10 protein-coding genes are annotated in these 16,455 nt (G+C 70.5%); 9 read left to right on the top strand and 1 reads right to left on the bottom strand.

Features of this window, described 5'->3' with window-relative positions:
• The first annotated feature begins 11 nt into the window (after window positions 1-11).
• The 4 genes from ACLJPY_RS02855 to ACLJPY_RS02840 all read left to right on the top strand — a co-directional run bounded on the left by ACLJPY_RS02855 (window position 12) and on the right by ACLJPY_RS02840 (window position 6,417).
• Window positions 12-632, top strand: coding sequence for a helix-turn-helix transcriptional regulator (locus ACLJPY_RS02855; protein WP_410586394.1), 621 nt, complete (start codon window positions 12-14; stop codon window positions 630-632).
• A gap of 175 nt (window positions 633-807) precedes the next feature.
• Window positions 808-3,426, top strand: a complete 2,619-nt coding sequence (locus ACLJPY_RS02850; protein WP_410586393.1) for an AAA family ATPase — start codon at window positions 808-810, stop codon at window positions 3,424-3,426.
• A 172-nt stretch (window positions 3,427-3,598) separates the two neighbouring features.
• Window positions 3,599-5,890 carry a hypothetical protein gene (locus tag ACLJPY_RS02845; protein ID WP_410586392.1) on the top strand — a complete coding sequence of 764 codons (2,292 nt, stop codon included), beginning with the start codon at window positions 3,599-3,601 and terminating at the stop codon, window positions 5,888-5,890.
• A complete protein-coding gene (locus ACLJPY_RS02840; protein WP_410586391.1) occupies window positions 5,887-6,417 on the top strand; it encodes a type VII secretion system-associated protein in 531 nt (176 codons plus the stop codon). The genes ACLJPY_RS02845 and ACLJPY_RS02840 overlap by 4 nt, the downstream gene beginning before the upstream one ends.
• A 10-nt stretch (window positions 6,418-6,427) precedes the next feature.
• On the opposite strand, the gene ACLJPY_RS02835 is transcribed toward ACLJPY_RS02840, so the two are convergent.
• Window positions 6,428-9,133: an AAA family ATPase gene (locus ACLJPY_RS02835; RefSeq protein ID WP_410586390.1), complete on the bottom strand. Its 2,706-nt coding sequence runs from the start codon at window positions 9,131-9,133 to the stop codon at window positions 6,428-6,430.
• Window positions 9,134-9,349: 216 nt separating this feature from the next.
• Between ACLJPY_RS02835 and ACLJPY_RS02830 the strand changes: the two genes are divergently transcribed.
• Genes ACLJPY_RS02830 through ACLJPY_RS02810 form a run of 5 tightly spaced genes read left to right on the top strand, consistent with a single transcriptional unit; the run spans window position 9,350 to window position 16,440 of the window.
• Entirely contained in the window at window positions 9,350-11,743 is a 2,394-nt protein-coding gene (locus tag ACLJPY_RS02830) for a right-handed parallel beta-helix repeat-containing protein (RefSeq protein WP_410586389.1), read from the top strand.
• 49 nt (window positions 11,744-11,792) lie between these two features.
• On the top strand, window positions 11,793-14,300 hold the full coding sequence (locus ACLJPY_RS02825; protein WP_410586388.1) for a hypothetical protein: 2,508 nt from the start codon (window positions 11,793-11,795) through the stop codon (window positions 14,298-14,300).
• A gap of 16 nt (window positions 14,301-14,316) precedes the next feature.
• The gene (mycP, locus tag ACLJPY_RS02820) at window positions 14,317-15,657 is read left to right on the top strand and encodes a type VII secretion-associated serine protease mycosin (RefSeq protein WP_410586387.1); all 1,341 of its coding nucleotides are present in this window, start codon (window positions 14,317-14,319) and stop codon (window positions 15,655-15,657) included.
• Complete coding sequence (locus ACLJPY_RS02815) at window positions 15,657-16,100, top strand: YbaB/EbfC family DNA-binding protein (protein WP_410586386.1); 444 nt, start codon at window positions 15,657-15,659, stop codon at window positions 16,098-16,100. Before mycP ends, ACLJPY_RS02815 begins: the two co-directional genes overlap by 1 nt.
• Window positions 16,090-16,440 carry a WXG100 family type VII secretion target gene (locus ACLJPY_RS02810; RefSeq protein WP_410586385.1) on the top strand — a complete coding sequence of 117 codons (351 nt, stop codon included), beginning with the start codon at window positions 16,090-16,092 and terminating at the stop codon, window positions 16,438-16,440. Before ACLJPY_RS02815 ends, ACLJPY_RS02810 begins: the two co-directional genes overlap by 11 nt.
• Window positions 16,441-16,455: the final 15 nt, after the last annotated feature.

Genomic DNA, 16,455 nt, shown 5'->3' with positions numbered 1-16,455 from the left:
GGAGGTCCGAAATGGAACCGGTGCGTGTGGGTGTCCGGGCAGCTGATTCGATCACGCAAATCGGGCTGACGAGCTTGCTCGAGACGCATCGGCAGATCGCCGTGGTCGAGCCCGAAGAGCTGGTTCAAGGCGACATCCTGGTGTTCCAGGTGGATCGGATGACGCCGCAACTCGCGGCGGAGCTGCGCGCCGAGAGCTGGGCGAAGGTGCCGAAGGTGCTGCTCGTCGATGAACTGAAGGACAACGACTTGTTGAACGCAGTCGAGAGCCGGGTCGTCGTGGTTTTGCCGAGACGGCAGACTTCAGGCGACGGACTGGTGCAGGCGGTGCTCGCCGCTGCGTCCGGACGAGGTGTGTTGCCGCCGGATCTTCTGGGCGGCCTGCTGGACAAGGTCCGACGGCTGCAGCGAGATGTGCTCGCACCTCGCGGGCTGGGTGCGGCCGGGCTGACAGCACGCGAAGTCGATGTGTTGCGACTGATGGCGGACGGGCTTGACACTGGTGAGATAGCCAAGGTGCTGTGCTACTCCGAGCGCACCGTCAAAAACGTGATCTACGAGATGAGCGCCCGGCTGAACTTGCGGAACCGTCCGCACGCGGTAGCGTATGCAGTACAGGCAGGAGTTATCTGAATCACTGCTGCGCTGCCCTTCGGGGCATTTCTTTCGATTGCGCAGGCGAAGTGCGCCTAACCCATCCTGTTTGCCTGTATGAACTCCGGCCTTCGAATGAAGAATTCGTTGAGTCACTCGTGATGGTATTGGTCCTACGCGAAGGAGTGGGTAATCGGGATCGGAGGGGTGGGCGATGGTGCGTCAGCGTGGCGGCCTGATCGGCAGGCGATCGGAGGTCGAGGCTCTTCTCGAAGACAGCGGGTCCGGTCCGATCCTGTTGCGTGGTCTTCCGGGCAGCGGGAAGAGCGCTGTGCTCGAGGAGTTCAACGCGGTCCTGGCCGGCCGGGGCGTGCCGGTGCTGAAGGTATCCTTCTCCGCTGGTGGTCCGGTATGGGATCGCTTTGGTTTCCGGGCGGTGCTCACGGCCGTGCGCGAGCAATATGACTGCTTCGACACGCATCCACGGCTCGCGCACTCGCTGGACGACGTGAGCCGGCTGTGCACGGAGGACGGCTACGCCGACCCGTGGACCAGGTTCTGCCTACTGCACGCCATGAGCACTCTTTTCTCCCGCCTGAGCAGGTCGGAGCCGATCACGGTCATCCTCGACGACCTCGACCGGCTGCCTGAGCCGATTCCGGCGGCGGCGGCAATTCACCGGTCCGGACACACCGTCGTCGCGTCGTGTCGGATTCGGTCCACCGACCCCGTGACCTCGCTCGAGGCGGTGTTCCGGCAGTTGCATGAAGTCGGTCCCCTGACCCCGGAGGCCGCGTCGAACCTGCTGCGGCGGCTTCTGAGATCAGCGGTCGCACCCGAGACGGAATCGGCCGTCCAGCAGGCGCTCGGCCCGTTGTGGGGAAATCCGGGAGCGATCAGTTCCACGGTGGCGAGCCTCCGCGCCCGCGGCGAGATCCAGGTGAGCGGCGGTCTCGCCCGACTGCGGAACTCCGAAACTCCGGTGACCGTCCCGATCGGACACCCGGTCTTCGACGGCCTCGAGTTGTCGGGCGAAGCCGGCCGGGAGGTCGTCCTTCTCGCCGCGGGGCCGGACGGCCTGTCCGTCGACGACCTGCCGTACGTGGCCGGTGGTGGCAACGGTGCCAAGGTCGCCGGCCGGCTGGTCGACTCTCTTGTCGAGGCCGGCGTCCTCGATTGCGATTCCTCGGGCACGATCCGGTGCCGGATACCCGGTGTCGCCGCGGAAGTCGGGAAAACAACGGAAGACCGCCCACGGAACCGGCTGCACCGGAGCATCGTCGAGCGAATGCTCGAAGACGGTGACCTGCTTTCGGTGCGGCCGGGCAACGTGGCCAGGCACGTGGCCCTGGCCGGACGGGAGCAGCCCGTCCGCACGGACTTCGCCGCAATCCTTCTGGACGCTGAGCGCTCGCTCCCCGATGATTCCCCGGCACGCACGCGCTACCTGTATGCCGGGTGGTGGCACAGTGAGCCGGGAGACGGACGTGCCGTCCGGCAGACCGAACTCGTCCGGCACCTGGTTCGCGTCGCCGACTATCGTTCGATGACCTCGTTCGTCGCCGACGCGCTCGATGCGGGCCCGGGTGAGGGAGAACGCGCCCAGTTGGCTCTGGGCGCCGTTCTGGCGGCACTTCACCTGGGGGCCCCGGTTGAGAGGGCTGTCCGCGAACACCTTCGCCAGTGCGACGACGCGCAGCCCGTTCTGCGGCTGGCCGACCGGTGGTTCGCCGGCGAGCCGGTCGATCCGGCCGGCGTCTCGGCCGCGCTGCTTCCGGTCTGGCGACGAATCGGGTCTACCGCCCCGCAGCCGGTCCGGCGAGCCCGGCTCGGGGAACGGCGTGCTGCCCTGCTCGCCGACGCCTGTGCCGCGAGGGACCTCGCCCCGGTTCTCGCGGCGGTCTTGGGGGCGGACTACCGCATACCCGAGCGTGGCCGGTTGGCCGTATTCCATCGCGTACGCGCCGGATACGACGAAGGTCGCTGGGCCGACGCGCTTTCCGCCGTTGCGGAGCTCGAAAACGTAGAGGCGGTGGAAGCACCCGTCCGTGAACACGCTCGGTTGCTGGCTGCGGAGATGTGCGGCTGGCGGGGCGAAAGCCGGGAAGCGGCGGAGTGGCTGGCGGCCGTACCGGAACCGAGCCGGCTCCCACACCTGAGGGCTTGGGTGGAGGCGGCCCTGTGTCACCAGGCCGGTGCGGACGACGAAGCGTTCGCGGCCGGTCGTCGTGCCTTCCGGATCCGTCCGGCGAGTTCGGCCGATCCGGGGACGTCGAGGCTGCTGCTGCGGCTGGCCTGGCTGGCAGGGCACTCCGACGATCCGAGTCACCGCCGCGCCGTCGTCGATGTCGCCGAGTCGCACCACCAAGGCCACAGAACTTCTCGGTCGCACGGAGTGCTGGCACTGGTGCGAGGTCTCGCCGGCGGGGACGAGACGGAGATCCGGACGGCGGAACGGCTGCTCCGGCCACACCGCGACAGCGAGCTGGTGCTGTTGCGTGACCCGGCGGCTCGAATGCCCGATTCCCCGCACGGCTGGCTCCGGCAATCGCACGCGAGCTCGCCTACCGGCGTCGGGACAGAACCGGCGACAGCCGTCGCCGGTGCGGCAACCGATCGGAAGGCGCCGGAGGTTCTGTCCGACACGGAATCGAGGATCGTCGAGCTCATCAGGGCAGGCCGGACGAACCGGCAGATCGCCCGGATGATGCGAATGAGCGAGAAGACGGTCGAGAAGCAGCTGACCCGGCTGTTCGCCAAGGTCGGCTGCCGGACCAGGTACGGCCTGGCCATGGCGGCTCTGAGGATCGACCGCCAGGCCATCGGCGCCTGATCCGACCGACGGGGTTCGTGAGGGATATCCGCCGGATACCCGTCCGATGAGCCATCGGCGGAGCGGTCAGTTCTCCCGCCCGCCAAAGTGGGACCACCAGGTTGCTTGAACCCCTCTGCCGTTCGAGCGGGCGGCCGGTTCAGGCGTCCGCCGCCATGGGAAGGCGAAACCGATGCAGCTTCTCAAATTGCCGCGCCTGAGCCGGCGCAGCGCTGGTGTCTCAGGCCGGCAAGTCGGCGAAGCGCTGGTCGTCCACGGTAAGCCGGGGTTGAGCAAGCAGGCTGCCCAGTTGGCGTCCTCGTTGCGAGCCGAAGCCGATCATGTCCTCGTCGTCGCGGATTTCCCGACGGAGGGTGCGTCGATCGAGGTGTGGAAAGCGGTGGCGGCGGCTCTTCCGCCGGCGCCGCGAGCGGTTCGGCTGTTTCCCGCCGCTACGGCCCGGGAGATTCCGCTGTCCGGCGCGCAGTGGCTCGCCGACCGGCTGGGTGCGCCCGTGTTGTTCCCGGATGGCGCGATGCAGGCCGGTCCCACGGGGTTGGTCTTCCTGCCGCCCCACAGCAGTCGCGGATGGACCGTGTGCGCGCCCGGGCAGCCTCCGGAGAGGCGGGGACGGCGGTTCCCGGTGCCGGAGTGGGAGCGAACCCTGGACCTCGATCTCCACCGGGCCGGGGAAGCCACGACGGCAGAACCGTTGCCCGCCGGGCTTTGGCTCCGGCCGCACGGCCCCGAGTCGTGGCTTCAAGCAGGTCGCGCGAGGCTCACCCGCTGGTTGCGCGTCTCCACTGAGGAGCTCACGGTCGTGCTCGGGGCTCCAGGGGTGCCCGCGCTGCCCCTGGCCGATGTCGCGCGATGGTGGACGGCCACCGACCCGGACGCCCGCAACCGGGCCCGGTTCTTCCGCTTCGGCGAACTCGACGCCGCCGGCGAGGTCAGTCCCGGTCAGGCGTTGGCCGACGCACTCGGTGAAGAAATCGTCTGCTACGGCGGAGTGCCGACCGGGAGTGCCGACGCGGGTGAGATGTTCGCCCTGCGACCGGACGGCTCGCACGGCGTTCCCGTCTTCGCCGACCAGGTGGCGTTCCGGCCTCGGCACGACGTCACGGCCGAGCCTGCCGCCCCGCGGATACGGCGTTCCAGGCCGCCTGCCGACGGCCTGATCGAGGCTAGGCCCGGGCTCTACCAGCACAGTTCCGGCGTGGTGGTCGAAGTCGTCCAGGCCGGCTTGTGGGTACGCCCTCAAGGTGAGCCCGCGCATGCGGCAACGGTCCGTACCGCATCCGTCGACCCTGATACCGTTCTGGTCTTCCACGACTCTGCGGATGACGGGCTCGCCGCGGCAATCCTCGAGGAGCTGCCCGGCAAAGTCCGGGCCGTGGCCAAGCTGGTGCCCATCGCTGTCCCCGAGGAACTGCCGCGGGGTCCGTTCGGAGTCGACCTGACAAAGCCGCTGCATCCGCTACCCCGGCTGTCGCGGCTGATGATGGAGCAGTCGGAGATCGTATCGCGCCTCGCCGGATTGCCGGAGACGGGATTCGGTGCACGGTCGAAGCCCGACGACGCGATGCCGGCGTACAGCGAAGCTGCCGGGGTCACCACGAGGATCTCCCATCCGGCCGTGACGACTCTGCCCGCTCCGCGTGCGTCCCGTCCCGAGGCCCCCAAGCGTTCGGCTTGGGCAGTTCAGCAGGCCGTAGCCGATCCGGCCGCGCGGGTGTGGCCGGTGCCCGCGGGTTTCGTGGTCGACGAAACCGTCGTCCGCGATGGTCGCGAGGCCGAGTTCGACGCGCTGTCCGAACGGGTCGGGGCGGTAGTGCGCCGGTTCTCCGCCGATCGCGGCGCGCGGGGAAGCAGGCTGACCGCCGTGGTGGCCGCCGGCCTCTACCTGGCCGGACGCGATCCGGACGTCGACGCCGGGCTGCTCGCCGGCACGATCGGAAGTCATGTCGAGTTCGGCCGGTGCGTGGCCTGCGGCCTGGAGAAGCTCCCGATGCACCGCAAAGCGACGGCCACGGTGCTCGACCTCGATGGGGGGCTGTGGCCGCTGCTCACTGCGGGGACCGTGCTGGTCGAGCGGGGGTTCGTGCATACGCGGACCACGCTCGGCCCGGCTGAGAGCGGATCGACCGACCTCGTCGTCTGGTCACTCAGCGGGCGACTCACCGCATCGATCGAGCCGTCGGACGGCACTGTCGCCGGTCGCGTGCTCTTCCCGCCCGGAACCCGTTTTCGGGTGCTCGAAGCCGTCGAGCCCGGTGAGAAACGGCGGGGCAGGATTCTGCTCCGCGAGCTGGCGGCCTCGGAGGTCGGCGACGGCGGCAGCCGCGATGACCTCGTCCGAGCTTCCTTGCAGGCGTTCGCCGACCGGAACGTCCGGGCAGCCGAGCCGGTGCCGGACGCCGAACTGAGCCGGTTCGCCCGGGTGCCCGGTGTCGCCGCCGTGCCGGTTCAGGAGGCGTCACGGTGAGCGGACCCGAGGACGGGGCCGACAACCGGTTGCTGCTGCTTCTCGACCCGGCGTTCTCCTCCGGTGACGGCGAGCAGGACGTACCGGTGGAGGCCGTGCTGGGAGCATGGCTCGTCGATGAAGTGGGCGAGCCGAGCCGGTTCCACCCGAATCCCTGGTACCGGCCGGGCTCATCGGATTCCCCGCTCGATCCCGTGGACGCTGTGCTCCGCGCTCTCGCCAAGGGCGATGATGTTGCGGACCACTTGCCGGTGGTGCTCCGTGACGCGGTGCTCGGCATCGCGACCGACGATGCGGGGACCGCGGTGGTTCGTCCCGCTCCGGACGGTGTGCCTTCGGTACAGGTGACCACCTCCTACGGTCACCGCGTGGGGTTCGGCGAAGATGTCCGCTGGCTGGACGTGACCGTTGAGGAGCTGGCCGAAGCTCTCCCGCCCCGCGGCGTGGACGTCCAGCTGAACCCCGGTTCGCCCGCGTCGATGCGCCTGGTGGCGGAGGCGGTGCGTGCGCTGGCGGAGGAAGCCTGATTCGGAGCTCTCAGAAGTCCAGTTCTCCGCTCGCCATCGCGGTGGACAGTTCGATGCGAGAGCGGTAGCCGGTCCGGGTGAACAGCCGGCTCATGCGCCCCTCGACACTCTTCTCGCTCGTCATCAGCGCCGCGGCGATCTGCTTGTTGCCCAAGCCTTCGGCGGCCAGGGTCGCCAGCAACCGCTCGTTCTCCGCCAGAGTGTTGCGGCGGCCGGGAACGACCACGCCGTGCTTCTGCATCAGTGTCCGGGTTTCCGCGCGGTGGAAGAGTGCACCGAGTTGCCCCATCAGCTCGTAGGCCTCGCTGAGCAGCGGCGGATCCGCGACTCCGTGCTTGACCAGGCGGGTGATGAGGACTGACAGCTCGAACGGCTGGCCGCGATCACGCGCCAGCCGCAGGGAGCGGACCCCCGCCGCTTCGTCTCCGGCGACCGCGGCTCGGACGAACCGGGCGAGCAACGTGGTGCGGCCCGAAGGCGACACCCGGGCCAGCCGTTCGACGGCCGACAGGCAGGCTTCCGCCGTGTCGTGCTCGCCCAGCTCGAGAGCCAGGTCCGCCAGCTCTGCGTACGCGACGTCGCAGCCGACGACCAGGCCGTGCGAACGAGCCGAGTCGAGCGCGATGGTGAGCCGTTCGGCCGCACCTCGCGCATCGCCGAGTGTTCGCGCGAGCTGAGCCTCGGTGAAGTCCAGCAGGTGAGCGAGAACCGGGTTCGTCCGCTCGGCTGCCGTCAGCAGTTCCCGGGCCGTCGTGAGCCGTCCCTGGCTGACGAGCGCGGTGACCGCCGCGTGGAACATCCCGGTCGTCGCGGCCGAGAAGGAAGGGGCAGACCGGACGGCGACGGCACGGCACGCCAAACCGGTGGCGAACCGGAATTCCCCCTGCAGGACCATGGCCATCACCTGGTTGGCGGGCCGGGTCTGGTCCCACGAGAGTCCTTCGGCCGCCAGCAGGTCTTCGGCTTGGCCGAGTTCGCCGTTGAGGAGCAGTCCGGCCAGGTGGGTGTCGACCTGCTCGGCACGCAGCCGGGGGTTCCCGGACCAGTTCTCCCGGTGCGCGAGCCCCCGCTCGAACAATCCCGCACGCCCCTGCCACAGGGCACTTGCCGCCTGGATCAGATCGTTGACCGCGCGGACGTGCCCGTTCCGGCTGAGCGCCTCGTTGCTGTCCGACCACCGTTCGGCGTCCGCCCAACGGTCGAGCATTCCGCACGCGAGCGCGCGGATGGTCGTCCGGACGGCGGGATCTCGAGCGAGCGTGGTCTCTCCGGCGGCGATGGAGCGCAGTGAGGGGGTGTCGCGAAGTCCGCTCGATGCGCGGACGAGGAGGACGCCGGCTTCGAGCGCGGCTTCCGGGTCGAGTACGTCCGGGAAGTCGGCCAGCACCGACCGGACGGTGCGCCGGGTCCGTTCGTGATCGCCGTACCGATCGTAGGTCGTCGCCAGCAAGAGGAGCACTTCCGCTCGACGTGCCGGATCGCCGGCGAGCTCGGCCGCAGCAGCGATCCGGCGAAGGGCGGACCGGCTGTCGGTCACCCCTGCGTCGTCCGCGTCGTGCAGGAGTTCGCTGGACGCGCGGGCGGGGGCGACCAGCCGGCCGGCCGCGGCGACCAGGTTCTTCCGGTGGACCGGATCGGCGCAGGAGGCGGTGCCCGCCCACAACGCGGTCACCGCGGCCGCGGCCAGCACGCGCCGCTCGTACGGGCCGCAGGCGGCAGCCAACGCGGTGGCCACGTGCGGGATGGGGAACCGCCAGCCCGCGCCGGGACCGCCGCGGTGGAGCACCCCCGCGGCGCGTAGCACGTCGCAGCGCCGCAGCACTTCCGAAGCGGGGACGCCGATCACTTCGCCGGCCAGCTGCGGGGCCGCGTCGCCCAGGGGAGCCAGGAGAGCCAGCGCTTTCGCCGCTTCCCATGCTTCGTCGCCCAGCTCGCGGACGGCGTTGACGCAGCGGCCCGGCTCGACGGGGCGGTCAGAGGTATCGGCGACCAAGTAGGCGGACCGGTCCACAACCCGGATCGCCCCACGCCGGTGCAGCGCGTCCACGACGTCATCCAGTACGGCCGGAACACCACGGCTCGCCGAGTGAACGTGGTCCACGAGCTCGGGTTCCGGAACGGCCCCGAGGTCGCCGGCCAGCCGGTTGGCCAGTCGACGCCGGTTCAGGGGCGGCAGCCGCAGGGTGTCGACCAGGTCTTCACCGCGAAGCCGGGCCAGCACCTCCGGACCGAACCGAGCCGCGGCGCCGATTGCCGGGACGCGCAACGTCCCGACGCACTTGACCCGCATCCGGATCAGCGCCTCGAGCACCGCCAGAGAATCACGGTCGATCCACTGCAGGTCGTCCAGCAGCAGGACCGTGGTGTCGCCGGCGCGTCGCAGGGCCGCGGCCGCGGCGTGGGCTGCCCGGCGGGCCACCGCCGGGTCTCCGGCAGCTCCGGTGACCGGGCCGATCGTCGCCCACGCGGGTTCGGTGCGGACCGGTCCCCGCAGCACGGTGACGGCGTCGGTTCGAGCTACGTCCGGCGAGCCGGAGAAGCGCGCCGGGACCACGTCGCCGGCCGAAGTGAACCGCATCGCCGAGACGTGGCGGCCTTCGGCTTCGCAGCGATCGGAGAACCGTGTGAGCAAGGTGGTGCGGCCGGTGCCTGCGAGCCCGGTGAGCAACACCAGCGGCTTCTCCGTCGCGGAGACGGTGTCGAGGATGTCATCCACCTGGACATCATCGGCAGGTCCCGCCGTGGAAATGCGGCGCGGAGGTGACTTCAGCCGGTGATCCTGCCCGTAAGTCCCGGATCTCGTCGCCGTCACTGCTGCTGGGCCGGTCCGGTGCGTCCACCGGAGCGAATGGAGATTTCATTGAGGCCCGGTTGGTTGGCTGCAATCCGACTTGGCCGTAGGTGGGCATGGTCGACGAAGGAGAGCTGCAGCATGGGCCAGAACGTCCTCACGGTCACTCAGACGCCGGGTCACGGCTACCGGCAGATCGGTGACGCGATCGCTGGAGCGCCGGAGGGCGCGTTGATCGTCGTGGGACCGGGGCGGTACGCCGAGAACCTGGTGCTGTCCAAGCCGGTCACCATCACCGCCGAGCGCGGCGCCGGAACGGTGACGATCTACGCCAGGACCGGGGTGGCGGTAACCCTCGCCACCGCGTCCGCCGCGCTCACCGGGGTCACGGCCGTGTCCGCGGACGCGGACAACCCGGCGGTCCTCGTCACCCGGGGACAGCTGAGCCTGACGGAATGCTCGATCGAGGGAGCGGGTTGGTCGGCAGTCTTCGCTTCCGGTGAAGGCACCGTCCTGATGCGCGGTTGTGCAGTGCGGAACGAAATCGGCGCGGGGGTCGTGGTCACCTCACCGCACGGTGGTGTCCTCGAGTCTTGCCGGTTCGACTCGATGGGGACGTCGGCTGTCGTGGTCGCCGACGACGGCACGCTGCTGATGCGCGCGTGCGCCCTGAGCGGCGCAACGGGCAACGGCATCTGCCTCAACGGCCGTGGCCGCCTGGTCGTCGAGGACACCACCATTTCGGCCACGGCCAAGCCTGCAGTCGCGGTCGAGCAGGAAGCAGTGCTCGATGCGAAACGGCTCACCGTGACCGATGTGGCGGGAATCGGCTTCTACCTGGCCAGCAACGGGGAGGTCACGCTGGCCGACTGCGCTGCCGAAGAGGTGGGCGCCGAGGGTGTGTTCGTCGCCGACGGGTGCAAGCCGTCGCTGCACGGGTGCCGGGTCCGCGTGACCGGTTCTCACGGCGTGCACTTCACCGCGCGCTCGAATGGCGTCGTCTCGAACTGCGAAGTCTCCGACGTGACGGGGATCGGGGTCCACGTGACCGAGCGGTCCGCGCCGGAGTTCGACCGGCTCGCGATCTCCGGGTGCACCGCCGCCGGGCTCAAGGTCTCCGGCTCCGCCGATCCCTTCTTCCGGAGGCTGCACGTGCTCGGCTCGGACGGCGCCGGCATCGAATTCGACGGCGGAGGTCGCGGCACCATGGAGAACGTCGAGATCGACGGCGGACGGACCGGGTTGCGGGTCAGTGCCGGCGCGCGGCTGTCGATGAGCGGGCTCAGCGTGCGCAACACCGTGGGCGCCGGCGTCGAAGTCGCCGAGGCCACTCTGTCCCTGGTGGACAGCGCGATCGAAGGCGCAGGCGCGGACGGGATCCACGCCGCGGCCGGGGCGACCTTGTCGGTGGCCCGCTCTCGGGTACAGAACAGCGCGGGCGCGGGCTGCCGGTTCGCCGAAGGGGCGTCGGGCACGGTGACCGAGTCCGAATTCACCGGCGGCAAGGCCGACGGGATCCTCCTCGAAACCGAGGAAGCCGTGCGAGTGGCGTCCTGCACCGTGCGGGACAACCAGGGCAGCGGCGTGCGTCAGCTTCGCCCGGGCACGGCGATCGAAGTGCTCGACCTGATCACCGGCGGAAACTCCAAACCCGACGCCTATGGGACCTCGGCGTCCGCCGGGTCCGCGGAACCTGCGCCGGCACCGGCCGACCACGCCAAGCCGGCCGGTGACCCGCTCGTAGACCTGCAGAACCTGGTCGGGCTGGCCGGGGTGAAGCGGGAAGTGACCTCGCTGATCAACCTCAACAAGATGGCCAAGCGCCGGCAGGACGCCGGGTTGTCGGCGCCGCCGATGGCCCGCCACCTGGTGTTCGCCGGAGCCCCCGGCACCGGCAAGACGACGGTCGCCCGGCTGTACGGCCAGGTTCTCGCCCAGCTCGGTGTGTTGCGACAGGGCCACCTGGTCGAGGTGGCGCGGGCCGACCTCGTCGCGCAGATCATCGGGGGCACCGCGATCAAGACGACGGAGGCGTTCACCACGGCGCTGGGCGGCGTCCTGTTCATCGACGAGGCCTACACCTTGAGCTCCGGGCAGGGCGGCGCCGGGCCCGACTTCGGCCGTGAAGCGATCGACACCCTCGTCAAGCTGATGGAGGACCACCGGGAAGACGTGGTGGTGATCGCCGCCGGCTACAGCGCCGAGATGCAGCATTTCCTGGCGGCCAACCCCGGCATGGAGTCACGGTTCAGCCGGACCATCGAGTTCGCGAACTACACGGCGGACGAGCTCGTCACGATCGTCCGGTCGCAGTGCGCGAAGCACGATTACCAGCTCGAAGACGGCGCGGCGGAGGCGTTGCGCGACCACTTCGAAGCGATCCCGAAGGACGGCACGTTCGGCAACGGCCGGACGGCGCGGCGGGTGTTCGAGCGGATGACGGACCGGCAGGCATCGCGTCTCGCCGAGTCGCCGACGCTCACCGCGGCTGACCTGACCCTCCTCAAAGCCGAAGACTTCGAACCCGGTGCCTGAATCGCCGACGCCCGGTGTGCGGGTGCTCGCCCCCCTCAGGAGGCAAGAGATGACCAGCAACGCCACCTCTCACCAGGCCGGTGGCTTCGTCGTCGACCGACGCGGTCTGGACCTGGTCATCCGCCGGCCGGGGGAAGCCGGACCGCATGGCAGGCCGGCGCCGGTCCCGGGCGAGGTCTTCGTGTGGGTGTCCGCCGGGGCGGCGGAGGAACCGGCGCTCATCACCCACCTGCCGTCGCTGCTGCACCGGCATGCCATGGCGGCCGGCGACGTCCGTTCCGTGCGGATCGGCCTGCCGGACCTGGGCGCGGACGCGCTGGTCTCCCAGGCACTGGCCGACGCGTTGAACATCGCGATCTTCGCCCCCGTCGGGGAATTCTGCCCGGAGCCGGGTGCGGTCTTCTACGCCGTCAGCGGCTGGCGTCACTTCCGTCCCGGAGTTCCGCCGGTCCCCGGCGGCCACCGGTACCCGGTGCCGCGCTGGGAAGCGGTGATGCCTGCCGCGCCGCTCGTGGTGCGCGACACGGTGCTCGAGCCGGTTCCCGCCGGCGTGCTGGTCCGCGGACCCGGCGAGCGCCCGGCGACGCCCGGTGGTCCGGCCTTCGCCGTTCCGGCCGATCCCGAGGCGGCAAGAATCGTCGTCCAAGGCCTCGAGCTGGCGCCGGCCGCGGTGGCCGCGGCGGTCGCCGGGCTTCCGCGGGTTCCCAGTCAGCTCGTCGTGCTTCCTTCCGCGGGGCGAACCCGGGCCTGGCTGGGCGAGTTCGCCAAGGCGCTCGGGCGGGACGTGGTCGTGGCGGGTGGTTTCGGGCCGTTCGCGTCGCTGCTCCGGCAGCATGTGGACGGCTCACAAGAGGTGATCGAGGCAGCCCCACCACCCGCGGGCTGGGAGCGTCGCGGCCACGCGGGCTACCGCCTCGGCGCGGTCGCGGCCGACGTCGTGCCATCCGGTCTGGCGCTGCACACCGGCCCGGCCGACCCCGCCGCTGCGAAGCCGGCGTTCGACCCGCACGGCTGGACGCTGCACATCGGGACACCGGGCGAACCGGTCGGGCCCGAGCTGCTCGCGGCGGTCGAGGCGGTGCTGAAGGAAATCGATGCACAGACCCAGGCCGCCGCGCGGCTCCGGCTGGCGGGGAGGCTGGACGACCGGGCCCGTGAACTGCTCGGCGATCTCCCGCCGGACGCAGTTTCGCGTGCTCCAGTGCCGCCGGCTGGAGGTCCCGTTCCCAGGAGACCGCCGATGCCGGTCCGTCCGGGCCCGGCTCCGGGAGGCGTAGCTCCTTCGCGCCATGAAGAGCCGAAGCGGCCAGTAGCTCCTCCGACGGCGGCTCATGTGGACCGCTCCGGAGCCGTGACGGCGGTTCCGCCCGGCGACCATCCGCGACCGGTTGTCGCCGGCGAGAGGCCACGGCCGGTCGATCCTCGTTCGGCGGTGCCGCGGCCGCTGCTGGTTTCCGGGCCTCCGGTCGCGACCGTGTCCGGCGCGCCAGGTGGTACGGAACCCGTCGCGCCGGTGCCGGCTCCGCCGGACGATGCGGGGATCGGGGAGACCGCCCGACCGGCACCTCCTGCCGCCGTCGAAGCCAACAGTGCGCCGACAGCCGAAATCGCCTCCACCCCCGCAGCGGAACCCGGTCCGGCCGAGGTGCCCGGCTCCGATACCGCTCAGCAACCGCCTGCCGAACCCGCGGCACCACCGGCGATCGCGACCGGCGCCGCGCTGGTGATTGCGGATCGGGCCAGCACCGCCGCGGAGCAGGCCCGATTCACCACCGCGGCCGGCGAGGCGTACAGCGAAGCACTCGCCACCGTCAACGCCGCGTTGGCGACCTGGCCGTCGATGCGTCGGCCGGACCCCGGCGCCAAAGCGGACTACGTCGCCGTGTGCCTCTACTTGGGCAGCGGCGCCGGCAGCTCCACCGACCTCGGCGCCGCTGTTCGGAACGGACACGACGGCGAGCTCGCCGGCCAGGTCCCGTGCCTGGTCTCGGGCCTGCGCCGGCTACCCACCCACCGGCGTGCGGTGCTCCGGCAGGGGCGGCCCGGGCAAGCGCCGGAAAGCACAGCGAAGCCGGGCACGGTCCTGACCGAGCCGGGCTTCCTCGTCGGCACCACGGATCTCGACGTGACGGTGCCGGACGCGAACCTCGACGTCCTCATCTGGCCCGCCTCGGCTCGGCGGACGGCCGAGCTGCGGATCGGCCGTCCGGCGAACGAGGTCGTGTTCTTCGCCGGCGCGCGGTTCAAGGCACTGGCTGTCCGGACCGTGGAACCGGCCGAGGGTGCCCCAGCCGGCGATCCGGCCGCACCTCGGACGGCGGCACTGTTCCGCGAACTCGCGCCCGGCGAGCAGGCGTCGGTGTCCGGAGAACTCGACGAACGGGACCTTGCGGCACTGGCCAAGCTCGACGAGGCGCTCGACCGACGGCACCGGAGCACCCTGCGGGTCGTCGACGACTCCGGTGTGGTCGGCCGGGTGACGACCTCCCTGCTCGAGTGGCAGGCGGAAGCGGTGTCCCGGGCCACGGCCAACCACACCGCCACATTGGCTTCTTGAGGAGGCGTCCCAGTTGATGAGTGAGAACACCGGCCGGTTCCCGGCACTGCTGGCGACAAGTCTGTTGTGGACGGTCATGGCTGCGGGGCCGGTCGCCGCCCAGCCAGTGCCCGCTCCGCTGCCCGCGGACCAGAAAGGCTGCCTGCCACCGCCGGTCAGCTCCGAGGCCGGCGTGCCGTGGGCCCAGCAGCGGCTGGCTCCGGCGCGTGTCTGGTCACTGACCAAGGGAGCGGGGGTGACCGTCGGTGTGGTGGACACGGGCGTCGATGCGAAAACCCCGCAGCTGGCCGGCGGCCGCGTGCAGCGCGGGGTGGACGTCGCGAACCCGGACGGGGGGCCCGCGGACGAGGACTGCTTCGGCCACGGCACGTTCGTCGCCGGGATCATCGCCGCGGGGGCGCGGCCGGACACCGGGTTCAGCGGGATCGCGCCCGAAGCGACGATCCTGCCGATCCGGTGCGCCACGGTGCCCCAGGACGGCTCGCCGCCGGTGCTGACCGCCGTCCAGATGGCCGCCGGTCTCCGCGCCGCGGTCGACGGCGGCGCGCGGGTCATCAACATATCGGCGAGCACGAACGTCCCCGATCCGGAACTGGCCGACGCGGTCCGTTACGCCGCCGAGCGCGACGTCGTCATCGTGTCCTCCGCCGCGAACAGTGCGCAGCAAGGCGATCCGGTCACTTACCCCGCTGCCTTCCCGACCGTGATCGCCGTCGGCGCCATAGACGTAGCCGGCAAGAAAGCGGACTTTTCCCAAACCGGGGACTTCCTGTCTCTGGTCGCGCCCGGAGTCGGCGTGACGAGTGTGGGCCCCGGCGGGGCGGGGCACTGGCTGGGCAGTGGCACGAGTTACGCGGCGCCGTTCGTCGCGGGTGTCGCGGCACTGGTGCGGGCCTACCACCCGAATCTGACCGCCAAGCAGGTGAAGCGGCGGCTCGAGCTGACGGCGGACCACCCGGCGGCGACACCGCCCGATCCGGGATTCGGCTGGGGTGCGGTGAATGCGGTGGCGGCCGTCACGACCGTGATCCCGGAGGAGAGCGGTGCGACCGGACCGGTCGTCACCGCCGCACCCGCCCCGCTTCCGCCCGTGCGACCGGTCCCGGGCGACGGTTCGACGGTGGCGCTGGCAGCCGCGATCACCGTTCCGGCCCTCGCCCTGCTGGCGTTGCTGCTCTTCAGGCTCGTGCGCGGTGCGCGCACCCGGCGCTGGATGCCCGCCCGCATCGCCGAAGTTTCTGGTGCGGGCGGGCAGGGTTCGTCGATGAACACCCGTTTGGGGCCCCATTTCCTTGGGGCGGCGAGCGGGAATTTGAGAGCGTGGCGGAAGCACTCGACTGAAGGGCGTGGTGAGTGATGGTTTCCGAAGGTTCGTTCGAAGATGACGCCGGTGTCGGCGAGGCACTGGCCGCCCTGGATCGTGAGCGGGAAAAGCTGGGCCGCCTTGGCGTGTTGTGGCGTGAGGGGCGCACGACGGTCCGGGCGAAAGATCAGTCGCTGTCCATGACGTTCGACGGCCGGGGCGAGCTGGTCGAGTTGGTGTTCAACGAGTCGAAGTACCGGAAACTGGCGCCCGCGCAGCTGGCGAGTGTGGTGGTGGAGACGCTGCAGCGCGGGAAGGCGGAATCGATGGCGAAGATGTCGGAGGTCATGGGGACCGGTGGGGTGTCGGGTCTGGACTACGGTGCGGTGGCTTCCGGGGCTGCAGATCCTCAGGAACTGCTGGAGTCGTTGATCGGGCCGATGCTCGAGGGCGTGGGCCTCGATGTTCGCGGGCGGGGTGAGCGCAGTGGCGGATAAGTTCCGGCTCGACCCCGCGGGGACCCGGGATGAGATGGCGAAACTGGACGGGAGCATCAAAGACTTCTCGGACGCCTTGGGACCGTTGTCGGCCACGCTGCAACGGTATGACGGGTGCTGGGGCGGGGACAAAGCGGGGAAGAAGTTCGCCGAGGGTTACGTGGAGAACGCCAAGCACCTCGGCGAGAGCTTGAGTGGTGTGGCCCACGGGACCCACGACCTGGCTGATGGGATCCGTGCCACGGTCGATGAGTTCCAGGGGCTGGACGAGGACAACTCGAAGGTGTTCGATCACCAGCTTGCCGAGGCGATCAAGCAGGAAGAGGAAAAGAACAAGTAAGCGACCAACGGTCGG

The sequence above is a fragment of the Amycolatopsis sp. lyj-23 genome (assembly GCF_046549135.1).
GTDB lineage: Bacteria > Actinomycetota > Actinomycetes > Mycobacteriales > Pseudonocardiaceae > Amycolatopsis.
This window is presented reverse-complemented; position numbering and strand designations above follow the sequence as displayed.

Bases quoted from the DNA above. Each gene is read 5' to 3' on its own strand.
- ACLJPY_RS02855 (WP_410586394.1), top strand. From the start codon at position 12: ATGGAACCGGTGCGTGTGGGTGTCCGGGCAGCTGATTCGATCACGCAA.
- ACLJPY_RS02850 (WP_410586393.1), top strand. From the start codon at position 808: ATGGTGCGTCAGCGTGGCGGCCTGATCGGCAGGCGATCGGAGGTCGAG.
- ACLJPY_RS02845 (WP_410586392.1), top strand. From the start codon at position 3,599: ATGCAGCTTCTCAAATTGCCGCGCCTGAGCCGGCGCAGCGCTGGTGTC.
- ACLJPY_RS02830 (WP_410586389.1), top strand. From the start codon at position 9,350: ATGGGCCAGAACGTCCTCACGGTCACTCAGACGCCGGGTCACGGCTAC.
- ACLJPY_RS02825 (WP_410586388.1), top strand. From the start codon at position 11,793: ATGACCAGCAACGCCACCTCTCACCAGGCCGGTGGCTTCGTCGTCGAC.
- mycP (WP_410586387.1), top strand. From the start codon at position 14,317: ATGAGTGAGAACACCGGCCGGTTCCCGGCACTGCTGGCGACAAGTCTG.
- ACLJPY_RS02815 (WP_410586386.1), top strand. From the start codon at position 15,657: ATGGTTTCCGAAGGTTCGTTCGAAGATGACGCCGGTGTCGGCGAGGCA.